Below are 21,218 nucleotides of genomic sequence, written 5' to 3'. Positions count from 1 at the left end.
GGGCTTCAAGCCGCCGCCGATTCACGGCGGGCGGCTTGAAACTCGGGGCTTGCTGCTGCGTTACCAGCAGATGCCTTCGGTGCGGGTGCCAGCATCGGTGGCCTTGGCCATGAAGCCGACCAGGTCGATGACCTGCTTGCCGTGCGGGGCCTGTTGGGCCAGCGCGCGGAACTTCTCGTCGCGGTTGCCGAGGATGATCACGTCGGAGTTGTCGATCACCGAATCGAAGTCCGCGTTGAGCAGGGACGACACGTGCGGGATCTTCGACTCGATGTAGTCCTTGTTCGCGCCGTGGACACGGGCGTACTGGACGTTGCTGTCGTAGATGCTCAGGTCGTAACCCTTGCCGATCAGCATCTCGGCCAGTTCCACCAGCGGGCTTTCGCGCAGGTCGTCGGTGCCGGCCTTGAAGCTCAGGCCGAGCAGGGCGACTTTGCGTTTGTCGTGGCTTTCAACGATGTCGAAGGCGTTCTGCACTTGCGATTCGTTGCTGCGCATCAGCGAGTTGAGCAGCGGCGCTTCGACGTCCAGGGATCCGGCGCGGTAGGTCAGGGCGCGCACGTCTTTCGGCAGGCACGAACCGCCGAAGGCGAAGCCCGGGCGCATGTAGTACTGGGACAGGTTGAGGGTCTTGTCCTGGCAGACCACGTCCATCACTTCGCGACCATCGACGCCCACTGCTTTGGCGATGTTGCCGATCTCGTTGGCGAAGGTCACTTTGGTGGCGTGCCAGACATTGCAGGTGTACTTGATCATCTCGGCAACGGCGATGTCCTTGCGGATGATCGGTGCGTCGAGTTCTTCGTACAGCGATTGCAGAACGTCGCCCGATGCCTTGTCGAATTCGCCGATGACGGTCATCGGTGGCAGGTCGTAGTCGGCGATCGCGGTGGATTCACGCAGGAACTCAGGGTTCACGGCGACACCGAAATCAACACCGGCTTTCTTGCCGGAGCAGTCTTCGAGGATCGGGATGACAACGTTTGCCACGGTGCCCGGCAGAACGGTGCTGCGCACGACGATGGTGTGACGGGTGGTTTTTTCACGCAGGACAAAACCGATCTCGCGGCACACCGCTTCGATGTAGTTCAGTTCCAGGTCGCCATTCTTCTTGCTCGGTGTGCCGACGCAGATCATCGACAGGTCGGTGTCGCGAATCGCCTCGGCGAAGTTGGTCGTGCCGCGCAGACGACCGGTCTGGATACCTTGTGCCAGCAACTCGCCCAGGCCCGGTTCGACAATGGGAGATTTGCCAGCGTTGATCATGTCGATCTTGTCTTTGGCAACATCGACGCCAACCACGTCATGGCCCCGTGCAGACAGGCAACCGGCACAAACAGCGCCGACGTAACCCAAACCAAATATGCTGATGCGCATCGCAATTACCTCTGTATATATCAGGCCATTAGAAGGCCGGAGTTAATGGTGTTCAGCGGTCTTAGTGCACTCGAAAGTGTGACTTGCAGGCGTCACAATGCCGTGTGCAGGCATACTTAAGTTCCGAGTGTCTAAATAAGTGCACTCAAGATGTGCGCAACCAGGCCTTGTTGTTATGACGTGCCCTGTTATGCAGCTGATCCTCTTGTCAGAGGGCTCTTGTGCAATCGTATTGCGCGCTCGATGTCAGGCGAGAAGCCTGTAGATCGGGCGGTTGGGTGCTCTGGCGAGCACGTTTATAAGGGCGCGGCCTTGGCCTTGTAGGGGATATTAATGGTGCGTATCTCCTGTCCTTCGCTAGTTGTCCAGAGTTGTTATCCATTGGGGCAAGTTGCTGTGACAACTTGGTTACATGGGTTTGTTCTCTGCGTAAGTTATCTCGTACAAACTCGGCGAGAATCGTTACCGGTGGTATGAGCTATGCATTTGGACATAGTTCCTGTCCGCTCATCGCGAAATCTGAAATTTTTTGAAATATTGAGAAAGATGGCACTGCTTTCATATTGATAGCACTTTCGATTTCGCCCTTTGTTAATAGGCAGATAATCGCCTTAGATGGTTTTGTGCCACTACCGTGAAAAAATTTAGGTGCCACTACTGAAAAAAATGACAACTGTCGAGTGAAACTAAAGATAGAAAAGATGGTGATGTTTTTATGGCGCCAATAATTCGGCGTAAACAGGCGGGGGATTTTTGACGTCGTGCGAGCTGCACGACTCTCTCTATAAAGAGTCGTGCAGAAGTGCATGCTTTATTCCGGTGCGTGGTCGCGCAGGAACACCAGATTGTCCGGTTTCGATTGCTCGGCGCTGTAGCGATAACCCTGTACGTCGAACTGCTTGAGGGCCGCCGGATCGTTGATGCGTTCCTGGATCACGAAGCGGCTCATCAGGCCCCGGGCTTTCTTGGCGTAGAAGCTGATGATCTTGTACTGGCCGTTCTTCATATCCTTGAACTCGGTATTGATGATCCGCGCGTTCAGGGCTGTGCGTTTGACCGCCGAGAAGTATTCGTTGGACGCCAGGTTCAACAGCACGTCGTCGCCCTGGTCGGCCAGCGCTTCGTTCAGCCATTCGCTGATGCGCGTGCCCCAGAATGCGTACAGGTCTTTGCCTCGGGCGTTGGCCAGTTTGGTGCCCATTTCCAGGCGATACGCCTGCATCAGGTCGAGCGGACGCAGCAGGCCGTAGAGGCCGGAAAGCATGCGCAGGTGCTGTTGCGCGTAATCGAAATCGGCTTCGCTGAAGCTCTGGGCGTCGAGTCCGGTGTAGACGTCGCCCTTGAAGGCCAGCAGTGCCTGTTTGGCGTTTTCCGGGGTGAACGCCGGTGTCCAGCTGCCGAAGCGCGCGGCGTTGAGGCCGCCGATCTTGTCGGACACGTGCATCAGTTCGCTGATCTGCGCCGGGCTCAGCTCGCGCAGTTGCTGGATCAGTTCCTGGGAATGGTCGAGGTATTGCGGCTGGGTGAAGCGCTGGATCGCCGGCGGTGTTTCGTAATCGAGGGTCTTGGCGGGGGAAATCACCATCAGCATGAAGTCGTCTCCTTTAATCGTGGGGGCGATTCTAGGGGGTTGGGGCGGATGACTCCAGCTATCGCGTCCATAGGTGATCGGCGGTTTACCAGCCGGATCGGCTATAGTGCGGCGCGGGTTTTGTTATGGAGACACCCTTTGCGCATTGTTCTTTTTTTCACCGCGTGGCTGTTGAGCGTCGGTGCCGTTGCGGCGCCGGGCGATATCGCGACGCTGGATCGCAGCACCTGGCCGGAAAAACTCGACAATCCGACCCTGTTCGATGTCGCCTCGCGGGCGGAAATCCTGATGTTCGCCCGAGGCCTGCTCGGCACCGAAGCGCTGGACGAAGCGGCGCTGGCCCAGCGTCTGGGACTGCGCACGGTCAATCTGGACGCTATCAACAGCCTGCGCGAGCGCCTGTGGCAGCGTCTGCTCGCCAATTACAACTTCGCCCAGCAAAGCTGCGATCAGGACGCCTCGTTCTGCTTCCTCGTCGAAGACCTGCCGACCTTGCGCGAGCAGGCGGTCAAATTCGTGGTCAGCGACGAAAGCTATTACACCAAGTGGGCCGAACCGAGCCGGATCTTCCACCTGCAATACCTTGATGAACTGATGCGCAAGGCTGCGCTGTCGCCGCAGACCAGTAGCGAACTCGATCATTTCGGAGACTACGAGCGCAACGGCGACGACATGCACGACCGCTTGTTTCTGCTGAGTTTCGACAGCGCCGCCAACCTGCAACCGGACAACACCGACTGGCTCACCGAGTACCTGCGCAAGTCAAACCTGAGCGGCACCTTCTTCATGTTGGGCAAGGATGTTCAGGCGCGGCTGGCCGACCGTTCCGTCAGCAGCCTGCAAGCGACGTTTTCGCAACAGTGCGTCGGCGTGCAGGGTTGGGAGTTCCGTTCCCACAGCCACTGGCAGGACTGGCAGGGTTCGGTGCGGCGCAGTGCCGATCTGGTCCGCAACAAGCTGCCGGAAAACTACGTGCCGCTGTTCCGTCCGCCGGAAGGCCAACGTCGCAGCGATGCCCGGGGTTTCTTCAACAGTCAGGGCCTGCAAGTGGCGCTGTGGGACATCGATGCCCAGGACGGCGCCGGCAAGCTCAAGGGCAATCCGAGCGCGCAGCGGGTGCTGACCCTGATGCTGTTGTGGCGGCACGGGGTGATCAATTTCAACATGAAACAGGATGCGGTGAAGACCGCGTTGCCGTGGCTGATCACGCAAACCGCGCAAAGCGGCATCGGCTGGGAAGACTGTCAGGACGCGTTTCGCTGAAAAACGGCAAGAGCCCGTAAACATTGGGCTTGGGGTGAATTTTTTGCAAAATTCGATGCAGGCGGACTTCCGACTCTAACGGGGGCCGGGCGGTCCGCCAAGGGCTTTTCGTCACTTTGCAAAATAAACTTCAAAAAAGCGTCAAAGTGCTTTTTTCTGTCACGGGTTTTGGAGTATTACGAAGTCAGACCGCCGAAACCTGCAACACAGGTGGCGTCTTCCAAGACCCATTTTGTGTGCGGTTCACCTGCTATCCCGACAAAAGCTGTGCAGGTGGATTCGGCAGTCACTTCGAGGCGCAGCACCGCCGAGGTATTGCGTCGAATGGCTCCCACAAAGGTGACCGAGTATGGATGATCACGGACGTAGCCCTTCCTCCAACCAGCCAATCCTTTATGTACTCGATACCAACGTACTGATTCACGATCCGAACGCCCTGCTGAATTTCGAAGAACACCACGTCGCGATCCCGATGACCGTGCTTGAAGAGCTGGACAAGCTCAAGAGCGGGCATCACAGCGTGGCCGCCGAATGCCGTCAGGCTATCCGGCTGATCGACAAGACCCTGGGCGATGCTTCACCCGATGATGTCGAACAGGGCGTGCCGATCCAGCGCGGCAAGGGCGGCCCGAAGGGCTTGCTGTCGATTCTGATGAGCAAGCAGGCCGAATCGAACCTGATTCTGCCCGAGCATCTGAACGACAACAAAATCATCAACCAGTTGATCGACCTGCACACCCGCGACCCGAAAAAGCCGGTGGTGCTCGTCACCAAAGACATCAACATGCGCCTCAAGGCGCGCGCCTGCGGGATCGACGCCGAGGACTACAGCACCGACCAGTTGGTCGACGACGTGTCACTGCTGCCCAACGGCTATCACAACATGACCGGCTCCTTCTGGGACCGCGTGAGCAAGGTCGAAACCCGTCAGGACCACGGCCGCACCTGGCATCAGGTACAACTGATCGACAACCTGCCTGCCGTGCACATCAACGAATTCATCATTGATGAGCAGGGCTTCGTCGGCTGGATCAAGGAGATTGAAGAGGACAAGCTGCTGATCCTCGACCTGCACCAGGAACCACTGCTGCACCAGGAAGCCTGGGGCCTCAAGCCACGGGACATCTATCAGAGCCTGGCGCTGTATGCGCTGCTGGACCCGGACATTCACCTGGTCAACCTGTCCGGCGCCGCCGGTTCGGGTAAAACCATTCTGGCGCTGGCCGCGGCGATCGAGCAGACCATGGTCAGCAAGCGCTATCGACGTATCATCGCCACCCGCAGCGTGCAGGGTCTGGACCAGGAAATCGGCTTCCTGCCCGGCACCGAAGCGGAAAAAATGGAGCCTTGGCTGGGCGCCATCACCGACAACCTCGAAGCCTTGCACATGGATGACGAAAATACCCATGGCAGCGTCGACTACATCCTCAGCAAAGTGCCGTTGCAGTTCAAATCGCTCAACTACATTCGCGGTCGCAGCTTCCAGCAGAGCCTGATCCTGATCGACGAATGCCAGAACCTCACGCCGCACCAGATGAAAACCATCATCACCCGGGCCGGCGCCGGTTCCAAAGTGGTGTGCCTGGGCAACCTGGCACAGATCGACACCCCTTACCTGTCCGCGACCAGCTCCGGGCTGACTTACCTGACCGAACGCTTCAAGGATTTCCCCAACGGTGTGCATATCACCCTGCAAGGGGTGCCTCGCTCGATCCTGGCCGAATACGCCGAATCGCATCTGTAACCGTCAAATCGAACCGGGCGACTGCAAAGTCGCCCGGTTTTTTATGTGCGTAATTCTGACCCCCAGGTTTACAATCGACGCTCCTGATCAGGAGTAATCCCGTGCTGACTCATCTCGATTCCCAAGGTCGCGCCAACATGGTCGACGTCACCGAAAAAGCCGTGACATTCCGTGAAGCGACGGCCCAAGCGCTGGTGCGCATGCTGCCCGACACCCTGCAGATGATTGTCAGTGGCGGCCATCCCAAGGGCGACGTGTTCGCCGTCGCGCGCATTGCCGGCATTCAGGCGGCGAAGAAAACCAGTGACCTGATTCCCCTGTGCCATCCGCTGATGCTGACCGGCGTCAAGGTCGAGCTCAGTGCCGAAGGCGACGACGCGGTGCGCATCGTGGCTCGCTGCAAATTGTCCGGGCAGACCGGCGTCGAGATGGAAGCACTGACCGCCGCCAGCGTCGCCGCCCTGACCATCTACGACATGTGCAAGGCCGTGGATCGCGGCATGACCATCGAAAGCGTGCGTCTGCTGGAAAAGGTCGGCGGCAAGAGCGGGCACTTCCAGGCGGAGCAGCCATGAACCTGACCGTGAAGTTTTTTGCCCGTTACCGCGAGGCGCTGGGCGTGGACTCGGTGAAGGTCGAGGGTGATTTCTCCACCGTCGATGACGTTCGCGCGTTGCTGGCGCAGCGTGAGGGCGCCGAGGTGCTGAGCGAACAGAACCTGATGTGCGCGCGCAACGAAGACCTCTGCCAGCTCGACGAACCGGTGGTCGATGGCGACGAAGTGGCGTTTTTCCCTACCGTGACCGGAGGCTGAGCCATGCGCATTCGGGTGCAGTCCGAACCGTTCGATCCGGGCGCTGAAGTCAACGCGATGCACGCGGCCAATGTCGGCGTCGGCGCGGTGGTGAGTTTTGTCGGCTATGTGCGCGACTTCAACGACGGCTTGGATGTCGCCGGGATGTTCCTCGAACACTATCCGGGCATGACCGAGAAGGCCCTCGGCAAGATTGCCGTGGAGGCCGAGCAGCGTTGGCCGCTGTTGAAGCTGGAAGTGCTGCACCGCATCGGCGCGCTGGAACCGGGCGAACCGATCGTGTTTGTCGCCGCCGCCAGCGCCCACCGCCAGGCGGCATTCGACGCCTGCGCCTTCGTCATGGATTACCTGAAAACCCGTGCGCCGTTTTGGAAGAAAGAGAACACCAGCGACGGCCCGCGCTGGGTCGAAGGCCGTGACAGCGATCATGCGGCGGCGGATCGCTGGAAGCAGTAATTCCTCTCCCGTCTTAGAGTCAGTCTTCGCGAGCAAGCTCGCTCCCACAGGTTTTCGATGATCCTTGTGGGAGCGAGCTTGCTCGCGAAGAGGCCATCCGAATTACCCACTCCCTCGAGTTCATCTCCCCGACCATCGGCCAGAATGATCGGGCTCGCCCAATTGACGGTTTGTACGTAAAAGTCCAGTATGGATTTACAAGTACAAAAAAGGTATTTCCCCGTTTCAGCTTTTTCTTCTGTCTTGCCAAACCAACAACAACCCGCGAGAGAACGAACATGAAGAAATTCCCCCTCATCACCGGTCTGGCACTGAGCCTGTTGGCGTGCAGCAGCGTGTTCGCCGCCGAGAAAACCCTGCGCATCGGTATCGAAGCAGCGTATCCGCCCTTCGCCTCGAAAACCGACAAGGGTGAAATCGTCGGTTTCGACTACGACATCGGCAATGCCCTGTGCGCGCAGATGCAGGTCAAGTGCGTGTGGGTCGAGGGCGAGTTCGACGGTCTGATTCCTTCCCTGAAAGTGAAGAAAATCGACATGGCGCTGTCGTCCATGACCATCAACGAAGACCGCAAGAAGTCGGTGGACTTCACTCACAAGTACTATTTCACCTCGTCGCGGCTGGTAATGAAGGAAGGCGCGAGCGTCGATGACCAGTACGCCAGCCTCAAGGGCAAGACCGTCGGCGTGCAGCGTGCGACCACCACTGATCGTTACGCCACCGAGGTGTTCGAGCCCAAGGGCATCAACGTCAAGCGCTACGGCAACAACGAAGAGATCTACATGGATCTGGCGGCCGGGCGTCTCGATGCGATCTTCGCCGACACCATTCCGCTGACCGACTTCCTGTCGATGCCGCGCGGCAAGGGTTACGCGTTTGTCGGGCCTGAGCTGAAGGATCCGAAGTACGTGGGCGAGGGCGCGGGGATTGCGGTGCGCAAGGGCAACGCCGAACTGGTCAGCCAGTTGAACACTGCCATCGACGGCATTCGCGCCAGTGGCGAGTATCAGAAGATTTCCGAGAAGTACTTCAAGTCGGACATCTACGGCGACTGATCTACCGCTTTCGCGAGCAAGCTCGCTCCCACAGTGATGTGTGAACGCAACAGATCCATTGTGGGAGCGAGCTTGCTCGCGATGAGGCCGGAACAGTCAATGTAGATTTTCAGCCCTTCAATTCCTTCAAATGCTTGTACACCGTGGCCCGCCCCATGTTCAGCACATTGGCCACATAGTTCGAGGCGCTCTTGCCCTTGAACGCCCCTTCGGCGTGCAGCGCCAGCACCAGTTCGCGTTTGTGATCGCGGGTCAGCAGGTTCAGGCTCAGTTGCCGCTCGCGGAGCCAGGCGTGCAGGAAAGTGTTGATGCGCTCCTGCCAGTCATCGCGAAACAGCGAGTCCGGTTGCGGGATCAGTTTGCTCGGCGACAGGAACAGGTCCAGCGCAGCCTTGGCGTTCTCGAACAGCGAAATATTCAAATTGATGCACAGCACCGCCAGCGGATGACCTTCGCGGTCGCGCAGCACGGTGCTCAGGCTGCGAATCTTCTGGCCGTCCCAATTGAGCTTTTCGTACGGGCCGATGTTCCGTTCGCTGACGTCGTCGCTGAGCATGTCTTCCAGCGACGATTCATCACCGATCACCCGTTTCGACAGGTTGTTGGCGATGTAGTCGACCTTCTGCGTGCGCAGGTCATGCAGCACCACTTCGGCGTGGGGGAAGAACAGCGTGGCGATGGCGTCGGCGATGGCGTGGTAGTTGTCCAGCGCGGCGTCATGCAGCTCGGGCGTGTGTTCGGGGGCGGTCATAACTGTGGAGCTCCAGGCAACGTCAACGCCCCCGTGATCCGGGGGCGTTGCGAGTGTGCCGCAATCCGTCGGGCGCGTCATCCGGGCGGACGGTCAGGCCAGGCGGGCAGGGGCGAGCATGGCGGCGGTCAGGCCGAACTGCTTGAGATGGTCGGGCAGCGATTCGCCACGTACCAGCGCCGCGCTGGCCATGCCCATCGCCGGCGAAGTCTGGATGCCGTAACCGCCCTGGGCCGCGACCCAGAACAGCCCCGGCACCTGAGGATCGAACCCGGACAGCAAATCTCCATCAGCGACGAAACTGCGCAGGCCGGCCCAGGTGCGGGTCGGGCGGCGGATGGTCAGGGTCGTCGCTTCCTCGATCTGGTAGATGCCCATGGCGATGTCCAGTTCTTCCGGCTGCACGTCGTGGGGTTCGACCGGGTCGGCGTTGGCCGGGGAACCGAGGAACATGCCGGCGTCGGGCTTCATGTAGAAGGATTCGTCGAGGCTGACCAGCATCGGCCAGTGATGAATGTCCACGCCTTCGGGGCCGGCGAAGATGAACGCGGCACGGCGTTTCGGTTGCAGGCCCAGGGGCTTGGCGCCGGCCAGGGCGCCGATCTTGTCGGCCCAGGCGCCTGCGGCGTTGATCACGATGGGCGCGCTGAAGGTCTGGCCGTTGGTCTGCACGTGCCAGATGCCGTCGTCGTCGCGACTCAGTCCGAGCACTTCGCAATCGGTCTGCACCTGGCCGTTGTTGCGGCGGATACCGCGCAGATAACCCTGGTGCAGGGCGTCGGTGTCGATGTCACTGGCGGTGGGATCGTAGATCGCGCCATGGACTTTCTCCCGACGCAGGATCGGCAGCCGCGCGCAGGCTTCATCCGCGCTGAGGAGCTGCATCTCCGGCACCGTGGCCTTGGCGCTGAGGTATTGATTGTTCAGCTCGGCGGCGTCGCCGGTGAAATCCACGGTCATTTCGCCGCGCGGGGTCAGCAGCGGGTGTTCGCAGAAGCCGCTGGGCGGATGGTCGAAGAATTCGCGGCTGGCCTGAGTCAGCGCCCGGACCTGCGGAGTGCCGTAAGCAGCGGTGAACAGCGCAGCCGAGCGCCCGGTGGAGTGATAGGCCGGGTGCGACTCGCGCTCCAGCACCACGACCTTGCCGTGCTGCGACAGCCAGAAACCGGTGGACGCGCCGGCAATCCCGCCGCCGATGATGATGAAATCTGCATGACTCATGAAAATCTCCGGTGTCAGCGCTGCAATTGATAGACGGCGTTGGCCAGGGCGATGTCTTCCAGGCCCAGACCGATGGAGCGGAAAAACACGTGACGGTTGTAATCGGGACGCTGCACTTTTTCGCTGAGCAGATCCGCCAGGTCACCGAGGATCGCGCTGTTGTCCCAGCCATGTCGTTCGCTGGCGATCAGCATCTCGCCGGCCGAGCCCGGGGTGGTCAGACGATAGTCGCAGAACACCTGCATGTCGTTGAGGCTTTGCGGCGGCACTTCGTGGGCGCGCGGTGCGTTGGTGCTGATCGAGGTGATCAGTGCTGGTTTGCTTAAAGTTGCCGGGTCGATCACGGGGCCGGCGGACGAAGTGCAGAGCAAGATCACGTCGGCCTCGGCGATGGCGGTTTCGCGGCTGTCGGCAATGTTCACGCGCGGGTCGAGGGCTTGCAGTTGGCGGGCGGTTGCCGGGTCTTCGCTCAAGGTCGGCGAGTACACACTGATGCTCTTCCAGTCGCGCAACGTTTTGACGTAATGCAGGTGCGCCTGCGCGACCTTGCCACTGCCGATGATTGCCAGACGCGTGGCTTTCAACGGGGCGAGGGCATCGACCGCCACGGCGGTGGTCGCAGCGGTGCGGGCGGTGGTCAGTTCGCCGGCATCGCAGAGCAACAGCGGCTGGCCGGTCTGCATCGACATCAGCAATGTCCAGGCCGTCACCAGTGGGCCTTGTTCGCGAACGATGTAGGGCGAAGTCTTGACCCCGTACACGCCGTCTTCCGCCAGCACGCCCAGATAGTTGATGAAGTCTCCGGCACCCTGAGGGAATTCGACCAGTTGCTGCGCCGGTTGCACTGCATGCCCGGCTGCCAGATCGCGGAACAGCTTGCGCAGGATCTGCGGCACATCGATCCGGGCCAGCAGCTCGCGGGCCTGGGTTTGGTCGATCACGAAAGGTGTAATGGACATGTCGAACTCCGGAGACTGTTATTAAACTTATTTGTCCATTATGGACTTTTAGTGTTGTCGAACAATATCCGGGCGAAAAAAAAGCGCAGTCCGTTGCCGGCTGCGCCTCTCTTTATGGCGTCGCTTACTGTGGACGCTTGCGCTCAACCGCCCGCAATAGATGGGTCGGCGGCGTTTCACAGCTGATCTTGCGACCGAGTTTTTCTTCGATGGACGGCAACTGATAGGAATCGTCTTCACCGGCGAAGCTGATCGACACGCCGTCGGCGCCAGCGCGACCGGTACGGCCGATGCGGTGCACGTAGTCGTCCGGGACTTCCGGCAGGGTGAAGTTGATCACGTGGCTGATGCCGTCGATGTGGATACCGCGACCGGCCACGTCGGTGGCGACCAGCACCCGGATCTTGCCTTCGCGGAAGCCTTCGAGCGTTTTGATCCGCTTGTGCTGCGGCACGTCGCCGGACAGCTGCGCGGCGTTGATGCCGTCGCGCACCAGGCGCTCTTCGATGCGGCGCACTTCGTCCTTGCGGTTGGCGAACACGATCACTCGCTCCCAGCCGTTGTCGTTGACCAGGTTGAAGAGCAGTTTGTATTTGTCGGCACCGGCCACCGCGTAGATGTGCTGCTCGACGTTTTCGTTGGCCACGTTGGTGACTTCGATTTCGACGATCGCAGGATCGGTGGTCCACTGCTTGGCGAGGTTCATCACGTCATCGGTGAAGGTCGCGGAGAACAGCAGGGTCTGGCGTTCGCTTTTCGGCGGGGTCTGGCGAATGATCTGCCGGACTTGCGGGATGAAACCCATGTCGAGCATGCGGTCGGCTTCATCCAGCACCATCACTTCGACCATGTCCAGGTGCACGTCGCCGCGCTGGTTGAAGTCGAGCAGGCGGCCCGGGGTCGCGACGAGGATGTCGCAATGGCGCGCTTCAAGGTGTTTGAGCTGCTTGTCGAAGTCCATGCCGCCGACGAACGTCATGACGTTGAGGCCGGTGTACTTGGTCAGGTCGGCGGCGTCCTTGGCGATCTGCACTACCAGCTCGCGGGTCGGCGCGATGATCAGTGCCCGTGGCTCGCCCATGTAGCGCTCTTTCGGCGGCGGGGTCTGCAACAGCTGGGTGATGATCGAGATCAGGAACGCGGCGGTCTTGCCGGTGCCGGTCTGGGCTCGGCCGATGGCGTCTTTGCCGGCGAGGGTATAACCCAGCACCTGAGCCTGGATCGGCGTGCAATACGGGAAACCCAGGTCGTGGATGGCGTGCATCAGTTCCGGGGCGAGCTTGAAATCGTGGAAACGGGTCTTTCCTTCCTGCGGCTCGACGACGAAGTCTTCGAGTTTCCAGGGAATCACCGGCGCCTTGGGCTTGGGTTCGCGACGTGGTCTGGCCGGTTTCGGTGCTTCGCTGCGGGCCGGCTCAGTGGCGGGCGCGGCAGCTGGAGCGGGTGTCGGTTCGCGTTTGGGCGTCGTGGCGGGCGTCTGGCGGTCGGCCTGGCTGGCATCGCTGCGATGACCGGGGGCGTGCGACGGCGCAGTGGGGACTGGCGCGAGCTGCTCAGCCTCGCTTTTACCGAACATTTTCTTGAGTGCTTTGAGCACGGTCATCTCATCAATTGGTTAAGGAATGTACGCCGGCCAGTGTAATGCAAGAAACGGGCGCGGCGTAGTGGGATGATCAAAGGGCGACCCTTGGCGGAATTGTCAGCGCAGGCGTTCGCTCAACCACACGCCGATGTCGCGAATTTCTTCGGGTAACACTTCGTGCTCCATTGGGTATTCCTGCCATGTCACGGTGACACCATGGGCCTTGAGATACTCATAAGCCGTGCGTCCCATCGAGTTCTGCACCACGTTGTCGAACTGGCCGTGCAGCGACAGCACCGGAATCCGCTGCTGGCTGGCGGACAACTCCAGTTCATCGCTGAAGGTCGGCGCGTATGTCGATAATGCCAGCACCCCGCCCAACGGCCCCTGCCATTTCAGAAACGCGGTGTGATAGACCACGGCGCCGCCTTGGGAAAAACCGGCGAGGAAAATCCGCGAAGCGTCTATTCCGCTGCTTCGCTGTTCTTCGATCAATTCGATGATGCGGTCGGCGGACGCTTCCAGCTCATCGCGGTCGATCGCCCGGGCCGGGCTCATGGCTTTGATGTCGTACCAGCTCGGCATGGCATATCCGCCATTTATCGTCACCGGACGGGTCGGCGCCTGGGGCAGGACGAAACGCGTGCTCAGCAGGCTTTCCTGAAGCGCTTCGGCCACCGGCAGGAAGTCGTAGCGGTCGGCGCCGAGGCCGTGCAGCCAGATCACGCAGGCGTCTGCGGGCTTAACAGGCTGAAGAATCAAGGGCTCGGTCATGGCTGCTCCAATTGTGTGCGGGCGCTCTCATTGAGTGCGTGATTTGCGTGCGCGCCCGGTTGATCCGTTAAGAAGATGTCGCAAGGGTGCAAGTTTTGCTATTGACCTGTCACTCAATCGCTTCAGCTACCGGTGTGGTACGGGCTTTGCTATGAGGTAGTCGTGCAATCGATCTCGCGCCTGGCGGTAACACTATCAGTGAACGCCTGGCGACGGGATAGCAAAGAATCCGGTGATGGATGTTCGCCAATGGCCGCAACGGGCTTAGCGAACGTGAAAGGGCTACCGCCCGTTCGGCCGACTGGTGAGAAGTGAGTTGTCCATGATGTGGATTTTCTCCTACTAGACTCATAGCGAAGGTCCTGCGTCGGTTGACCCCAAAAAAAGCCAACACGGGTCAACAACGCCTCAAAAGGGTGCGACTGGACTCAAGCTCCGACACAACAAGAGCAAAACTGGAGGTTTGAATGAAGATGTTGAAATCCACTCTGGCGATCGTGACTGCTGCTGCAGTACTGGGTGTCAGCGGGTTCGCTCAGGCGGGTGCAACCCTGGATGCAGTGAAGAAGAAAGGATTCGTGCAGTGCGGCGTGAGCGATGGCTTGCCAGGCTTCTCGGTTCCGGATTCCACCGGCAAGATCGTGGGTATCGATGCTGACGTCTGCCGCGCCGTGGCCGCTGCCGTGTTCGGCGATGCGACCAAGGTCAAGTTCAGTCAGTTGAACGCCAAGGAGCGTTTCACCGCTCTGCAGTCGGGCGAGATCGACATCCTGTCGCGCAACACCACCATGACCAGCTCCCGTGACGCGGGCATGGGCCTGAAATTCCCGGGCTTCATTACCTACTACGACGGCATCGGCTTCCTGGTAAACAACAAGCTGGGCGTGAAGAGTGCCAAAGAGCTGGACGGTGCAACCATCTGCATCCAGGCCGGTACCACCACGGAGCTGAACGTTTCCGACTACTTCCGCGGTAACGGTCTGAAATACACCCCGATCACTTTCGACACCTCCGATGAAAGCGCCAAGTCGCTGGAATCCGGTCGTTGCGACGTGCTGACCTCCGACAAGTCCCAGCTGTTCGCCCAGCGCAGCAAGCTGGCTTCGCCGAAGGACTATGTAGTTCTGCCGGAAACCATTTCCAAGGAACCTCTGGGCCCGGTCGTGCGTAACGGCGACGACGAGTGGCTGGCCATCGTGCGCTGGGTTGGCTACGCGCTGCTGAACACCGAAGAAGCGGGCATCTCTTCGAAGAACGTCGAAGCTGAAGCCAAAGCGACCAAGAACCCGGATGTCGCTCGTATGCTCGGTGCAGACGGCGAATACGGCAAAGACCTGAAACTGCCGAAGGACTGGGTCGTACAGATCGTCAAGCAAGTCGGCAACTACGGCGAAATCTTCGAGAAAAACCTCGGCAAGAGCACTCCGCTGGAAATCGACCGCGGCCTGAACGCGCTGTGGAACAACGGCGGCATTCAATACGCACCACCAGTGCGCTGATGGTTCTGTCACCCGGCAGGCCAACTGCCGGGTGACGTTCTGTTCCATTATTTCCGGGGCACTTCATGCAAAATTCAATCGGCGCACCAAAGCAGAGGCTCAGCCTCAGCGATCCACGAGTGCGTGCGTGGGTATTTCAGATCATCACCATCGTGGCGGTGGTCTCCCTGGGCTGGTATCTGTTCGATAACACCCAGACCAACCTGCAACACCGGGGTATCACTTCGGGGTTCGACTTTCTGGAGCGCAGTGCCGGGTTCGGCATCGCTCAACACCTGATCTCCTACACCGAAGCGGACAGCTATGCCCGGGTGTTTGTCATCGGCCTGCTCAACACGCTGCTGGTGACTTTCATCGGCGTGATCCTGGCCACGATCCTCGGCTTCATCGTCGGCGTGGCGCGCCTGTCGAAGAACTGGATCATTTCCAAACTGGCAACGGTGTACGTGGAGGTTTTCCGTAACATCCCGCCACTGCTGCAGATCCTGTTCTGGTACTTCGCGGTGTTCCTGACCATGCCGGGGCCGCGCAACAGCCACAACTTCGGCGATACCTTCTTCGTCAGCAGCCGGGGACTGAACATGCCGGCCGCGCAAATGGCCGACGGTTTCTGGGCGTTCGTGGTCAGCATCGTGGTGGCCATCGTCGCCATCGTGCTGATGAGCCGTTGGGCCAACAAGCGCTTTGAAGCCACTGGCGAGCCGTTCCACAAGTTCTGGGTTGGCCTCGCGCTGTTCCTGGTGATCCCGGCGGTGTGCGCGCTGATCTTCGGTGCTCCCGTGCACTGGGAAATGCCGAAGCTGCAAGGCTTCAACTTCGTCGGTGGCTGGGTGCTGATTCCGGAACTGCTGGCCTTGACCCTGGCGCTGACGGTGTACACCGCAGCGTTCATCGCCGAGATCGTGCGTTCGGGCATCAAGTCGGTCAGCCACGGCCAGACCGAGGCGGCGCATTCGCTCGGCCTGCGCAACGGCCCGACCCTGCGCAAGGTGATCATTCCGCAAGCGCTGCGGGTCATCATCCCGCCGCTGACCAGCCAATACCTGAACCTGGCGAAGAACTCCTCGCTGGCGGCCGGTATCGGTTATCCGGAAATGGTTTCGCTGTTCGCCGGCACTGTGCTGAACCAGACCGGTCAGGCGATCGAAGTCATTGCCATCACCATGAGCGTGTACCTGGCGATCAGTATCAGCATTTCCCTGCTGATGAACTGGTACAACAAGCGCATCGCGCTGATCGAGCGGTAAGGAATCGCGCATGAGTACTCATACTTTCAAACCCGACATGCCACCGCCGGCCAAGGTCTTCGGCCCGATGGCGTGGATCCGCGCGAACATGTTCTCCAGCTGGCTCAACACCCTGCTGACCCTGTTCGCGTTCTACCTGATCTACCTGGTGATTCCGCCGATCCTCAGTTGGGCGATCATCGATGCCAACTGGGTCGGAACCACCCGCGCCGACTGCACCAAGGACGGCGCCTGCTGGGTCTTCATCCAGCAGCGCTTCGGCCAGTTCATGTACGGCTACTATCCGCCGGAACTGCGCTGGCGCGTGGACCTGACCGTGTGGCTGGCAGTCATCGGCGTGGCGCCACTGTTCATCAAGCGCGTGGCGCACAAGGCGGTGTACGGCCTGAGTTTCCTGGTGGTCTACCCGATTGTTGCCTGGTGCCTGCTGCATGGCGGCGTCTTCGGCCTCGACACCGTGGCGACCAGCCAGTGGGGCGGTCTGATGCTGACCCTGGTGATCGCGACTGTCGGCATCGCCGGTGCGTTGCCGCTGGGGATTGTCCTGGCGCTGGGCCGGCGCTCGAACATGCCGGCGATCCGTGTGGTCTGCGTGACCTTCATCGAGTTCTGGCGCGGCGTGCCGTTGATCACGGTGCTGTTCATGTCCTCGGTGATGCTGCCGCTGTTCCTGCCTGAAGGCATGAACTTCGACAAGCTGCTGCGGGCGCTGATCGGCGTGATCCTGTTCCAGTCGGCGTACGTCGCCGAAGTGGTGCGCGGCGGTCTGCAAGCGATCCCCAAGGGCCAGTACGAAGCCGCGGCCGCGATGGGTCTCGGTTACTGGCGCGCCATGGGCCTGGTGATTCTGCCGCAAGCCCTGAAGCTGGTGATTCCCGGCATCGTCAACACCTTCATCGCGCTGTTCAAGGACACCAGCCTGGTGATCATCATCGGCCTCTTTGACCTGCTCAACAGCGTCAAGCAAGCCGCTGCCGATCCGAAATGGCTGGGCATGGCCACCGAAGGCTACGTGTTCGCCGCCCTGGTGTTCTGGATTTTCTGTTTTGGTATGTCGCGCTATTCCATGCACCTGGAACGCAAGCTCGACACTGGCCACAAGCGTTAGGAGTTTTTTCGATGAGCGAAGCAATCAAAAAGCCAGTGGGCCCTGAAGGCATCATTCAGATGCAGGGCGTGAACAAGTGGTACGGCCAGTTCCACGTGCTGAAAGACATCAACCTCAACGTGCGTCAGGGCGAGCGTATCGTGCTGTGCGGTCCGTCGGGTTCCGGCAAGTCCACCACCATCCGCTGCCTCAACCGTCTGGAAGAGCACCAGCAGGGCCGTATCGTGGTCGATGGCGTCGAGCTGACCAACGACCTCAAGCAGATCGAAGCGATCCGCCGTGAAGTCGGCATGGTGTTCCAGCACTTCAACCTGTTCCCGCACCTGACCATCCTGCAGAACTGCACCCTGGCGCCGATGTGGGTGCGCAAGATGCCCAAGCGCAAGGCCGAGGAAATCGCCATGCATTACCTGGAACGCGTACGCATTCCGGAGCAGGCGCACAAGTACCCGGGGCAACTGTCCGGCGGTCAGCAACAGCGTGTGGCGATTGCCCGCGCACTGTGCATGAAACCGAAAATCATGCTGTTCGACGAACCGACCTCGGCACTCGACCCGGAGATGGTGAAAGAGGTACTCGACACCATGATCGGCCTGGCCGAAGACGGCATGACCATGCTCTGCGTGACCCACGAAATGGGCTTCGCCCGCACCGTGGCCAACCGCGTGATCTTCATGGACAAGGGCGAAATCGTCGAGCAGGCGGCGCCGAACGACTTCTTCGACAATCCACAGAACGATCGGACGAAGCTGTTCCTGAGTCAGATCCTGCATTGAGATCTGATGAATAAAACAAACCCGGCCTTGTGCCGGGTTTGTTTTTTGGGGATCAGGACACGGTGAGGGTTTCGTGTTCTTTGTGCTCGGTATACTTGAAGGCGCTCCTCAGATCCGCCCCTTCACCCAAGGCTTTCGCATCGGCGAGCAAGTGCGGATAGCGATCGAGCAGGCGCATCAGCAGCATCAACGCCTTCGGCGGAAGCACTTCGCCGCGCTCATAGCGGGAAAATGCGTTGTGTCCGCCACCAGACAGCAGTTGCACCGTTTCTTTTTGCGTCAGGTGCAATTTGCGCCGGATGCGCTTCATCTCGTTACCGATCATTTGTCGGGCAGCAATCACCAGGTCATCACCGGCTTGCGTGTAGCGTTCTGCACTATCGGTATCGGCGTCCCACTCGACCTCACCGCATTTGCGACATTCCCAGCCAGCAAGGTCATCGATACGACGTTCCATGCCTTTGACACTGATGGTTTCACCACGGCCTTCGAAATGTGTCATTCCCTCACGTGCACCGCAGCTGAAACATTGCCGGGTCTTCATTGGTTTTTCTCCTTGAAGGAGATTACCGGTGGGCCACCTTCGGGGCGGTATGTCACCTTGATGTAAATCTCCAGATCGTGTGAGTGCGTGTGATAAACGTCTTGCCAGACTCGATGATCGTCATAGGTGGTCATCGACTTGTACAACATCCTGTTCTGCAGTTCGAAAACGATTTCTTGCATCTCTATGACGCTGAAGCCGAGATCCAGTCCGGTTTTTTCTGCGCTCTTGGTGAATGCCTGTCTTCCCCGTCGCCTGACCTCTGCCTTGATCACCACCAAGTCGTAATGGGGTGTGTTCTTTTCCATAAGAAACCAAAGCCCTGTCCCTGAAATTACCCTTAAAGGGTAATTTTGACTAATCGAAAATCCCGCTCCGTTTGCCTCTCTCTGACCCTAGGTGGTTGCCGTCCTACACGGAGCTGACTAACATGTCAGAAAATTCATCCCATGATTGGATGAAAGGGCGAATCCTATGTCAGACATTTCTCCACTTATTAAGCGGTCCCTGGTCGATCAGGCTCTGGATCAATTGCGCCAGCGCATCACCGACGGCACGTGGCAGGTCGGTCAGCGTTTGCCGACCGAGCCCGAGCTGTGTGCCGAACTCGGCATCAGCCGCAACACCGTGCGCGAGGCGATGCGGGTGCTGGCGTTTTCCGGGTTGATCGAGATCCGTCAGGGTGACGGCAGTTACCTGCGGGCGGTGGTCGATCCGATGGACACGCTCAAGGCGCTGTCCAAGTGCTCGCTGGATCAGGCCCGGGAAACCCGGCACATCCTTGAAGTCGAGGCTATCGGCCTGGCGGCCTTGCGCCGGACCGATGAAGACCTCGTCGCGTTGCGCGAGGCGCTGGGTGTCGCCGGCAGCCACTATCACGGCGACCTCGACAGTTACATCCGCTGCGATCTGGTGTTTCACCGCCGTCTGGTCGACGCCGCGCACAACCCGACCCTCAGCGAGCTGTATCGCTATTTTTCCAGCATCGTCGGTGCGCAATTGCGCCAGACCCTGAACATCGTCCCCCGTCGACAGGAAGTCTTCGATTTGCACGTCGCCTTGCTTGAGGCCGTCGAGCAGCGCGATCCGGAGCGGGCCAAAGCCCTGTCGAGGCAGTTGATCAATGAACCTTGAAACCGAGAAAACCATGTCCCGCCCAGAAGTCTCCACAGCACCCGTTCGCAAGGCCGAGCTCGAAGAGTTGTTGATCGATGCCGAAGCCGATGACGAGCAGGTGCAGCAAAGCCATCCGCTGGTACGGCGTCCGTGGCTGTTGCTGCTGGGGCTGATTCTGGTGGCGTTGAACCTGCGACCGGCGCTGTCGAGCATGGCGCCGCTGCTCAGTGACGTGTCGAAAAGCCTTGGCTTGTCCGCCGCTCAGGCAGGATTGCTGACGACGTTGCCGGTGCTCTGCCTCGGTCTGTTCGCCCCGCTGGCTCCGGTGCTCGCGCGACGTTTCGGTGCCGAGCGGGTGGTCTTGGGGATTCTTCTGACACTGGCCGGCGGCATCATCCTGCGCAGCAATTTCGGTCAAATCGGTCTGTTCGCCGGCAGCGTGCTGGGCGGCGCGAGCATCGGCATCATCGGCGTGTTGCTGCCGGGCATAGTCAAGCGTGACTTCGCCAAGCATGCCGGCACCATGACCGGTGTCTACACCATGGCCCTGTGTCTGGGCGCGGCGATGGCGGCGGGCTCCAGCGTGCCGCTGAGTGAACACTTCGATCACAGCTGGGCCATGGGCCTGGGTTTCTGGGTGATTCCGGCGCTGGTGGCGGCAGTGTTCTGGCTGCCGCAAATCGGCCAGAAGCACGGCGCGCACAATGTCGCGTATCGAGTGCGCGGTCTGCTGCGCGATCCGCTGGCCTGGCAGGTCACCTTGTATATGGGCCTGCAATCGTCGCTGGCCTACATCGTGTTCGGCTGGTTGCCGTCGATCCTTATCGGTCGCGGGCTGACGCCGACCCAGGCCGGCCTGGTGCTGTCCGGTTCGGTGATCATCCAGCTCGCCAGCTCACTGGCGGCACCGTGGCTGGCCACGCGCGGCAAGGATCAGCGGCTGGCGATCGTGGTGGTGATGGCCCTGACCCTCGGCGGCCTGTTCGGTTGCCTCTACGCGCCGATCGAAGGCCTGTGGGGCTGGGCGATCCTGCTGGGCCTGGGGCAGGGCGGCACGTTCAGCCTGGCGCTGACCCTGATCGTGCTGCGCTCGCGGGATTCCCATGTCGCGGCGAATCTGTCGAGCATGTCCCAGGGCTTCGGCTACACCCTCGCGTCCATGGGGCCGTTCGCGGTCGGCGTGGTGCACGACTGGACCGGCGGCTGGAACGCCGTGGGCTGGATCTTCGGCATCGTCGGTGCGGGTGCGATCCTTGCCGGCCTCGGTGCCGGGCGCGCGCTGTACGTGCAGGTGGTCAGCGAAAAGGTCTGATGCGCACACACTGTCGGTATTCGGAATAC

At 60.2% G+C, this 21,218-nt stretch carries 21 protein-coding genes; 12 read left to right on the top strand and 9 right to left on the bottom strand.

Annotation, left to right across the window (positions count from 1 at the left end):
- Window positions 1-60 precede the first annotated feature (60 nt).
- A complete protein-coding gene (locus AC1Q9F_RS08375) occupies window positions 61-1,377 on the bottom strand; it encodes a nucleotide sugar dehydrogenase (RefSeq protein WP_007957313.1) in 1,317 nt (438 codons plus the stop codon).
- An 811-nt stretch (window positions 1,378-2,188) separates the two neighbouring features.
- The gene (yaaA, locus tag AC1Q9F_RS08370; protein ID WP_492619575.1) at window positions 2,189-2,968 is read right to left on the bottom strand and encodes a peroxide stress protein YaaA; all 780 of its coding nucleotides are present in this window, start codon (window positions 2,966-2,968) and stop codon (window positions 2,189-2,191) included.
- A 138-nt stretch (window positions 2,969-3,106) separates the two neighbouring features.
- Between yaaA and AC1Q9F_RS08365 the strand changes: the two genes are divergently transcribed.
- The 6 genes from AC1Q9F_RS08365 to AC1Q9F_RS08340 all read left to right on the top strand — a co-directional run bounded on the left by AC1Q9F_RS08365 (window position 3,107) and on the right by AC1Q9F_RS08340 (window position 8,300).
- On the top strand, window positions 3,107-4,231 hold the full coding sequence (locus AC1Q9F_RS08365; RefSeq protein ID WP_492619576.1) for a polysaccharide deacetylase family protein: 1,125 nt from the start codon (window positions 3,107-3,109) through the stop codon (window positions 4,229-4,231).
- A gap of 349 nt (window positions 4,232-4,580) precedes the next feature.
- Window positions 4,581-5,975 (top strand): PhoH family protein, encoded by a 1,395-nt coding sequence (locus AC1Q9F_RS08360; protein WP_007957320.1) that lies wholly within the window; start codon window positions 4,581-4,583, stop codon window positions 5,973-5,975.
- 101 nt (window positions 5,976-6,076) lie between these two features.
- Window positions 6,077-6,550: a cyclic pyranopterin monophosphate synthase MoaC gene (gene moaC / locus AC1Q9F_RS08355; RefSeq protein WP_007957321.1), complete on the top strand. Its 474-nt coding sequence runs from the start codon at window positions 6,077-6,079 to the stop codon at window positions 6,548-6,550.
- Window positions 6,547-6,789: a MoaD/ThiS family protein gene (locus AC1Q9F_RS08350; RefSeq protein WP_207985099.1), complete on the top strand. Its 243-nt coding sequence runs from the start codon at window positions 6,547-6,549 to the stop codon at window positions 6,787-6,789. Before moaC ends, AC1Q9F_RS08350 begins: the two co-directional genes overlap by 4 nt.
- A 3-nt stretch (window positions 6,790-6,792) precedes the next feature.
- The gene (gene moaE / locus AC1Q9F_RS08345; RefSeq protein WP_085608144.1) at window positions 6,793-7,245 is read left to right on the top strand and encodes a molybdopterin synthase catalytic subunit MoaE; all 453 of its coding nucleotides are present in this window, start codon (window positions 6,793-6,795) and stop codon (window positions 7,243-7,245) included.
- 278 nt (window positions 7,246-7,523) lie between these two features.
- Complete coding sequence (locus AC1Q9F_RS08340) at window positions 7,524-8,300, top strand: ABC transporter substrate-binding protein (protein WP_492619577.1); 777 nt, start codon at window positions 7,524-7,526, stop codon at window positions 8,298-8,300.
- A gap of 109 nt (window positions 8,301-8,409) precedes the next feature.
- On the opposite strand, the gene AC1Q9F_RS08335 is transcribed toward AC1Q9F_RS08340, so the two are convergent.
- The 5 genes from AC1Q9F_RS08335 to AC1Q9F_RS08315 form a co-directional block, all read right to left on the bottom strand.
- On the bottom strand, window positions 8,410-9,051 hold the full coding sequence (locus AC1Q9F_RS08335) for a helix-turn-helix transcriptional regulator (protein ID WP_207985100.1): 642 nt from the start codon (window positions 9,049-9,051) through the stop codon (window positions 8,410-8,412).
- 93 nt (window positions 9,052-9,144) lie between these two features.
- Entirely contained in the window at window positions 9,145-10,272 is a 1,128-nt protein-coding gene (locus tag AC1Q9F_RS08330; protein WP_492619578.1) for an NAD(P)/FAD-dependent oxidoreductase, read from the bottom strand.
- Between the two features lie 14 nt (window positions 10,273-10,286).
- A complete protein-coding gene (locus AC1Q9F_RS08325; protein WP_492619579.1) occupies window positions 10,287-11,231 on the bottom strand; it encodes an ornithine cyclodeaminase family protein in 945 nt (314 codons plus the stop codon).
- Between the two features lie 124 nt (window positions 11,232-11,355).
- A complete protein-coding gene (rhlB, locus tag AC1Q9F_RS08320) occupies window positions 11,356-12,834 on the bottom strand; it encodes an ATP-dependent RNA helicase RhlB (RefSeq protein WP_492619580.1) in 1,479 nt (492 codons plus the stop codon).
- A gap of 96 nt (window positions 12,835-12,930) precedes the next feature.
- A complete protein-coding gene (locus AC1Q9F_RS08315; protein ID WP_492619581.1) occupies window positions 12,931-13,587 on the bottom strand; it encodes an alpha/beta hydrolase in 657 nt (218 codons plus the stop codon).
- A gap of 467 nt (window positions 13,588-14,054) precedes the next feature.
- Between AC1Q9F_RS08315 and AC1Q9F_RS08310 the strand changes: the two genes are divergently transcribed.
- The 4 genes from AC1Q9F_RS08310 (at window position 14,055) to AC1Q9F_RS08295 (ending at window position 18,217) form a co-directional block, all read left to right on the top strand.
- Window positions 14,055-15,086: an amino acid ABC transporter substrate-binding protein gene (locus tag AC1Q9F_RS08310; protein ID WP_007957332.1), complete on the top strand. Its 1,032-nt coding sequence runs from the start codon at window positions 14,055-14,057 to the stop codon at window positions 15,084-15,086.
- 65 nt (window positions 15,087-15,151) lie between these two features.
- Window positions 15,152-16,333 carry an amino acid ABC transporter permease gene (locus AC1Q9F_RS08305; RefSeq protein WP_207985106.1) on the top strand — a complete coding sequence of 394 codons (1,182 nt, stop codon included), beginning with the start codon at window positions 15,152-15,154 and terminating at the stop codon, window positions 16,331-16,333.
- Between the two features lie 10 nt (window positions 16,334-16,343).
- A complete protein-coding gene (locus AC1Q9F_RS08300; protein ID WP_007957335.1) occupies window positions 16,344-17,441 on the top strand; it encodes an amino acid ABC transporter permease in 1,098 nt (365 codons plus the stop codon).
- Between the two features lie 11 nt (window positions 17,442-17,452).
- Window positions 17,453-18,217, top strand: a complete 765-nt coding sequence (locus AC1Q9F_RS08295) for an amino acid ABC transporter ATP-binding protein (RefSeq protein WP_007957337.1) — start codon at window positions 17,453-17,455, stop codon at window positions 18,215-18,217.
- Window positions 18,218-18,269: 52 nt separating this feature from the next.
- Here the strand turns inward: AC1Q9F_RS08295 and AC1Q9F_RS08290 are convergent, their stop codons facing one another.
- Window positions 18,270-18,761 (bottom strand): type II TA system antitoxin MqsA family protein, encoded by a 492-nt coding sequence (locus tag AC1Q9F_RS08290; RefSeq protein ID WP_085608151.1) that lies wholly within the window; start codon window positions 18,759-18,761, stop codon window positions 18,270-18,272.
- The gene (locus AC1Q9F_RS08285; RefSeq protein WP_207985108.1) at window positions 18,758-19,069 is read right to left on the bottom strand and encodes a type II toxin-antitoxin system MqsR family toxin; all 312 of its coding nucleotides are present in this window, start codon (window positions 19,067-19,069) and stop codon (window positions 18,758-18,760) included. The genes AC1Q9F_RS08290 and AC1Q9F_RS08285 overlap by 4 nt, the downstream gene beginning before the upstream one ends.
- Before the next feature lie 166 nt (window positions 19,070-19,235).
- Between AC1Q9F_RS08285 and AC1Q9F_RS08280 the strand changes: the two genes are divergently transcribed.
- Window positions 19,236-19,895 (top strand): FadR/GntR family transcriptional regulator, encoded by a 660-nt coding sequence (locus tag AC1Q9F_RS08280; RefSeq protein ID WP_007957343.1) that lies wholly within the window; start codon window positions 19,236-19,238, stop codon window positions 19,893-19,895.
- The gene (locus AC1Q9F_RS08275; RefSeq protein ID WP_492619582.1) at window positions 19,885-21,189 is read left to right on the top strand and encodes a CynX/NimT family MFS transporter; all 1,305 of its coding nucleotides are present in this window, start codon (window positions 19,885-19,887) and stop codon (window positions 21,187-21,189) included. The genes AC1Q9F_RS08280 and AC1Q9F_RS08275 overlap by 11 nt, the downstream gene beginning before the upstream one ends.
- The last annotated feature ends 29 nt before the right edge of the window (window positions 21,190-21,218 follow it).

The sequence above is a fragment of the Pseudomonas sp. GW823-FHT04A03 genome, assembly GCF_058796615.1.
Note: the sequence above shows the minus strand (reverse complement) of the source record. Positions and strands in the feature narration are given on the sequence as shown.

Coding starts and splice junctions, on each gene's coding strand:
- AC1Q9F_RS08375 (WP_007957313.1), bottom strand. CDS start 1,377: ATGCGCATCAGCATATTTGGTTTGGGTTACGTCGGCGCTGTTTGTGCC.
- yaaA (WP_492619575.1), bottom strand. CDS start 2,968: ATGCTGATGGTGATTTCCCCCGCCAAGACCCTCGATTACGAAACACCG.
- AC1Q9F_RS08360 (WP_007957320.1), top strand. CDS start 4,581: ATGGATGATCACGGACGTAGCCCTTCCTCCAACCAGCCAATCCTTTAT.
- AC1Q9F_RS08350 (WP_207985099.1), top strand. CDS start 6,547: ATGAACCTGACCGTGAAGTTTTTTGCCCGTTACCGCGAGGCGCTGGGC.
- moaE (WP_085608144.1), top strand. CDS start 6,793: ATGCGCATTCGGGTGCAGTCCGAACCGTTCGATCCGGGCGCTGAAGTC.
- AC1Q9F_RS08340 (WP_492619577.1), top strand. CDS start 7,524: ATGAAGAAATTCCCCCTCATCACCGGTCTGGCACTGAGCCTGTTGGCG.
- AC1Q9F_RS08335 (WP_207985100.1), bottom strand. CDS start 9,051: ATGACCGCCCCCGAACACACGCCCGAGCTGCATGACGCCGCGCTGGAC.
- AC1Q9F_RS08330 (WP_492619578.1), bottom strand. CDS start 10,272: ATGAGTCATGCAGATTTCATCATCATCGGCGGCGGGATTGCCGGCGCG.
- AC1Q9F_RS08325 (WP_492619579.1), bottom strand. CDS start 11,231: ATGTCCATTACACCTTTCGTGATCGACCAAACCCAGGCCCGCGAGCTG.
- rhlB (WP_492619580.1), bottom strand. CDS start 12,834: ATGACCGTGCTCAAAGCACTCAAGAAAATGTTCGGTAAAAGCGAGGCT.
- AC1Q9F_RS08315 (WP_492619581.1), bottom strand. CDS start 13,587: ATGACCGAGCCCTTGATTCTTCAGCCTGTTAAGCCCGCAGACGCCTGC.
- AC1Q9F_RS08310 (WP_007957332.1), top strand. CDS start 14,055: ATGAAGATGTTGAAATCCACTCTGGCGATCGTGACTGCTGCTGCAGTA.
- AC1Q9F_RS08305 (WP_207985106.1), top strand. CDS start 15,152: ATGCAAAATTCAATCGGCGCACCAAAGCAGAGGCTCAGCCTCAGCGAT.
- AC1Q9F_RS08300 (WP_007957335.1), top strand. CDS start 16,344: ATGAGTACTCATACTTTCAAACCCGACATGCCACCGCCGGCCAAGGTC.
- AC1Q9F_RS08295 (WP_007957337.1), top strand. CDS start 17,453: ATGAGCGAAGCAATCAAAAAGCCAGTGGGCCCTGAAGGCATCATTCAG.
- AC1Q9F_RS08290 (WP_085608151.1), bottom strand. CDS start 18,761: ATGAAGACCCGGCAATGTTTCAGCTGCGGTGCACGTGAGGGAATGACA.
- AC1Q9F_RS08285 (WP_207985108.1), bottom strand. CDS start 19,069: ATGGAAAAGAACACACCCCATTACGACTTGGTGGTGATCAAGGCAGAG.
- AC1Q9F_RS08280 (WP_007957343.1), top strand. CDS start 19,236: ATGTCAGACATTTCTCCACTTATTAAGCGGTCCCTGGTCGATCAGGCT.
- AC1Q9F_RS08275 (WP_492619582.1), top strand. CDS start 19,885: ATGAACCTTGAAACCGAGAAAACCATGTCCCGCCCAGAAGTCTCCACA.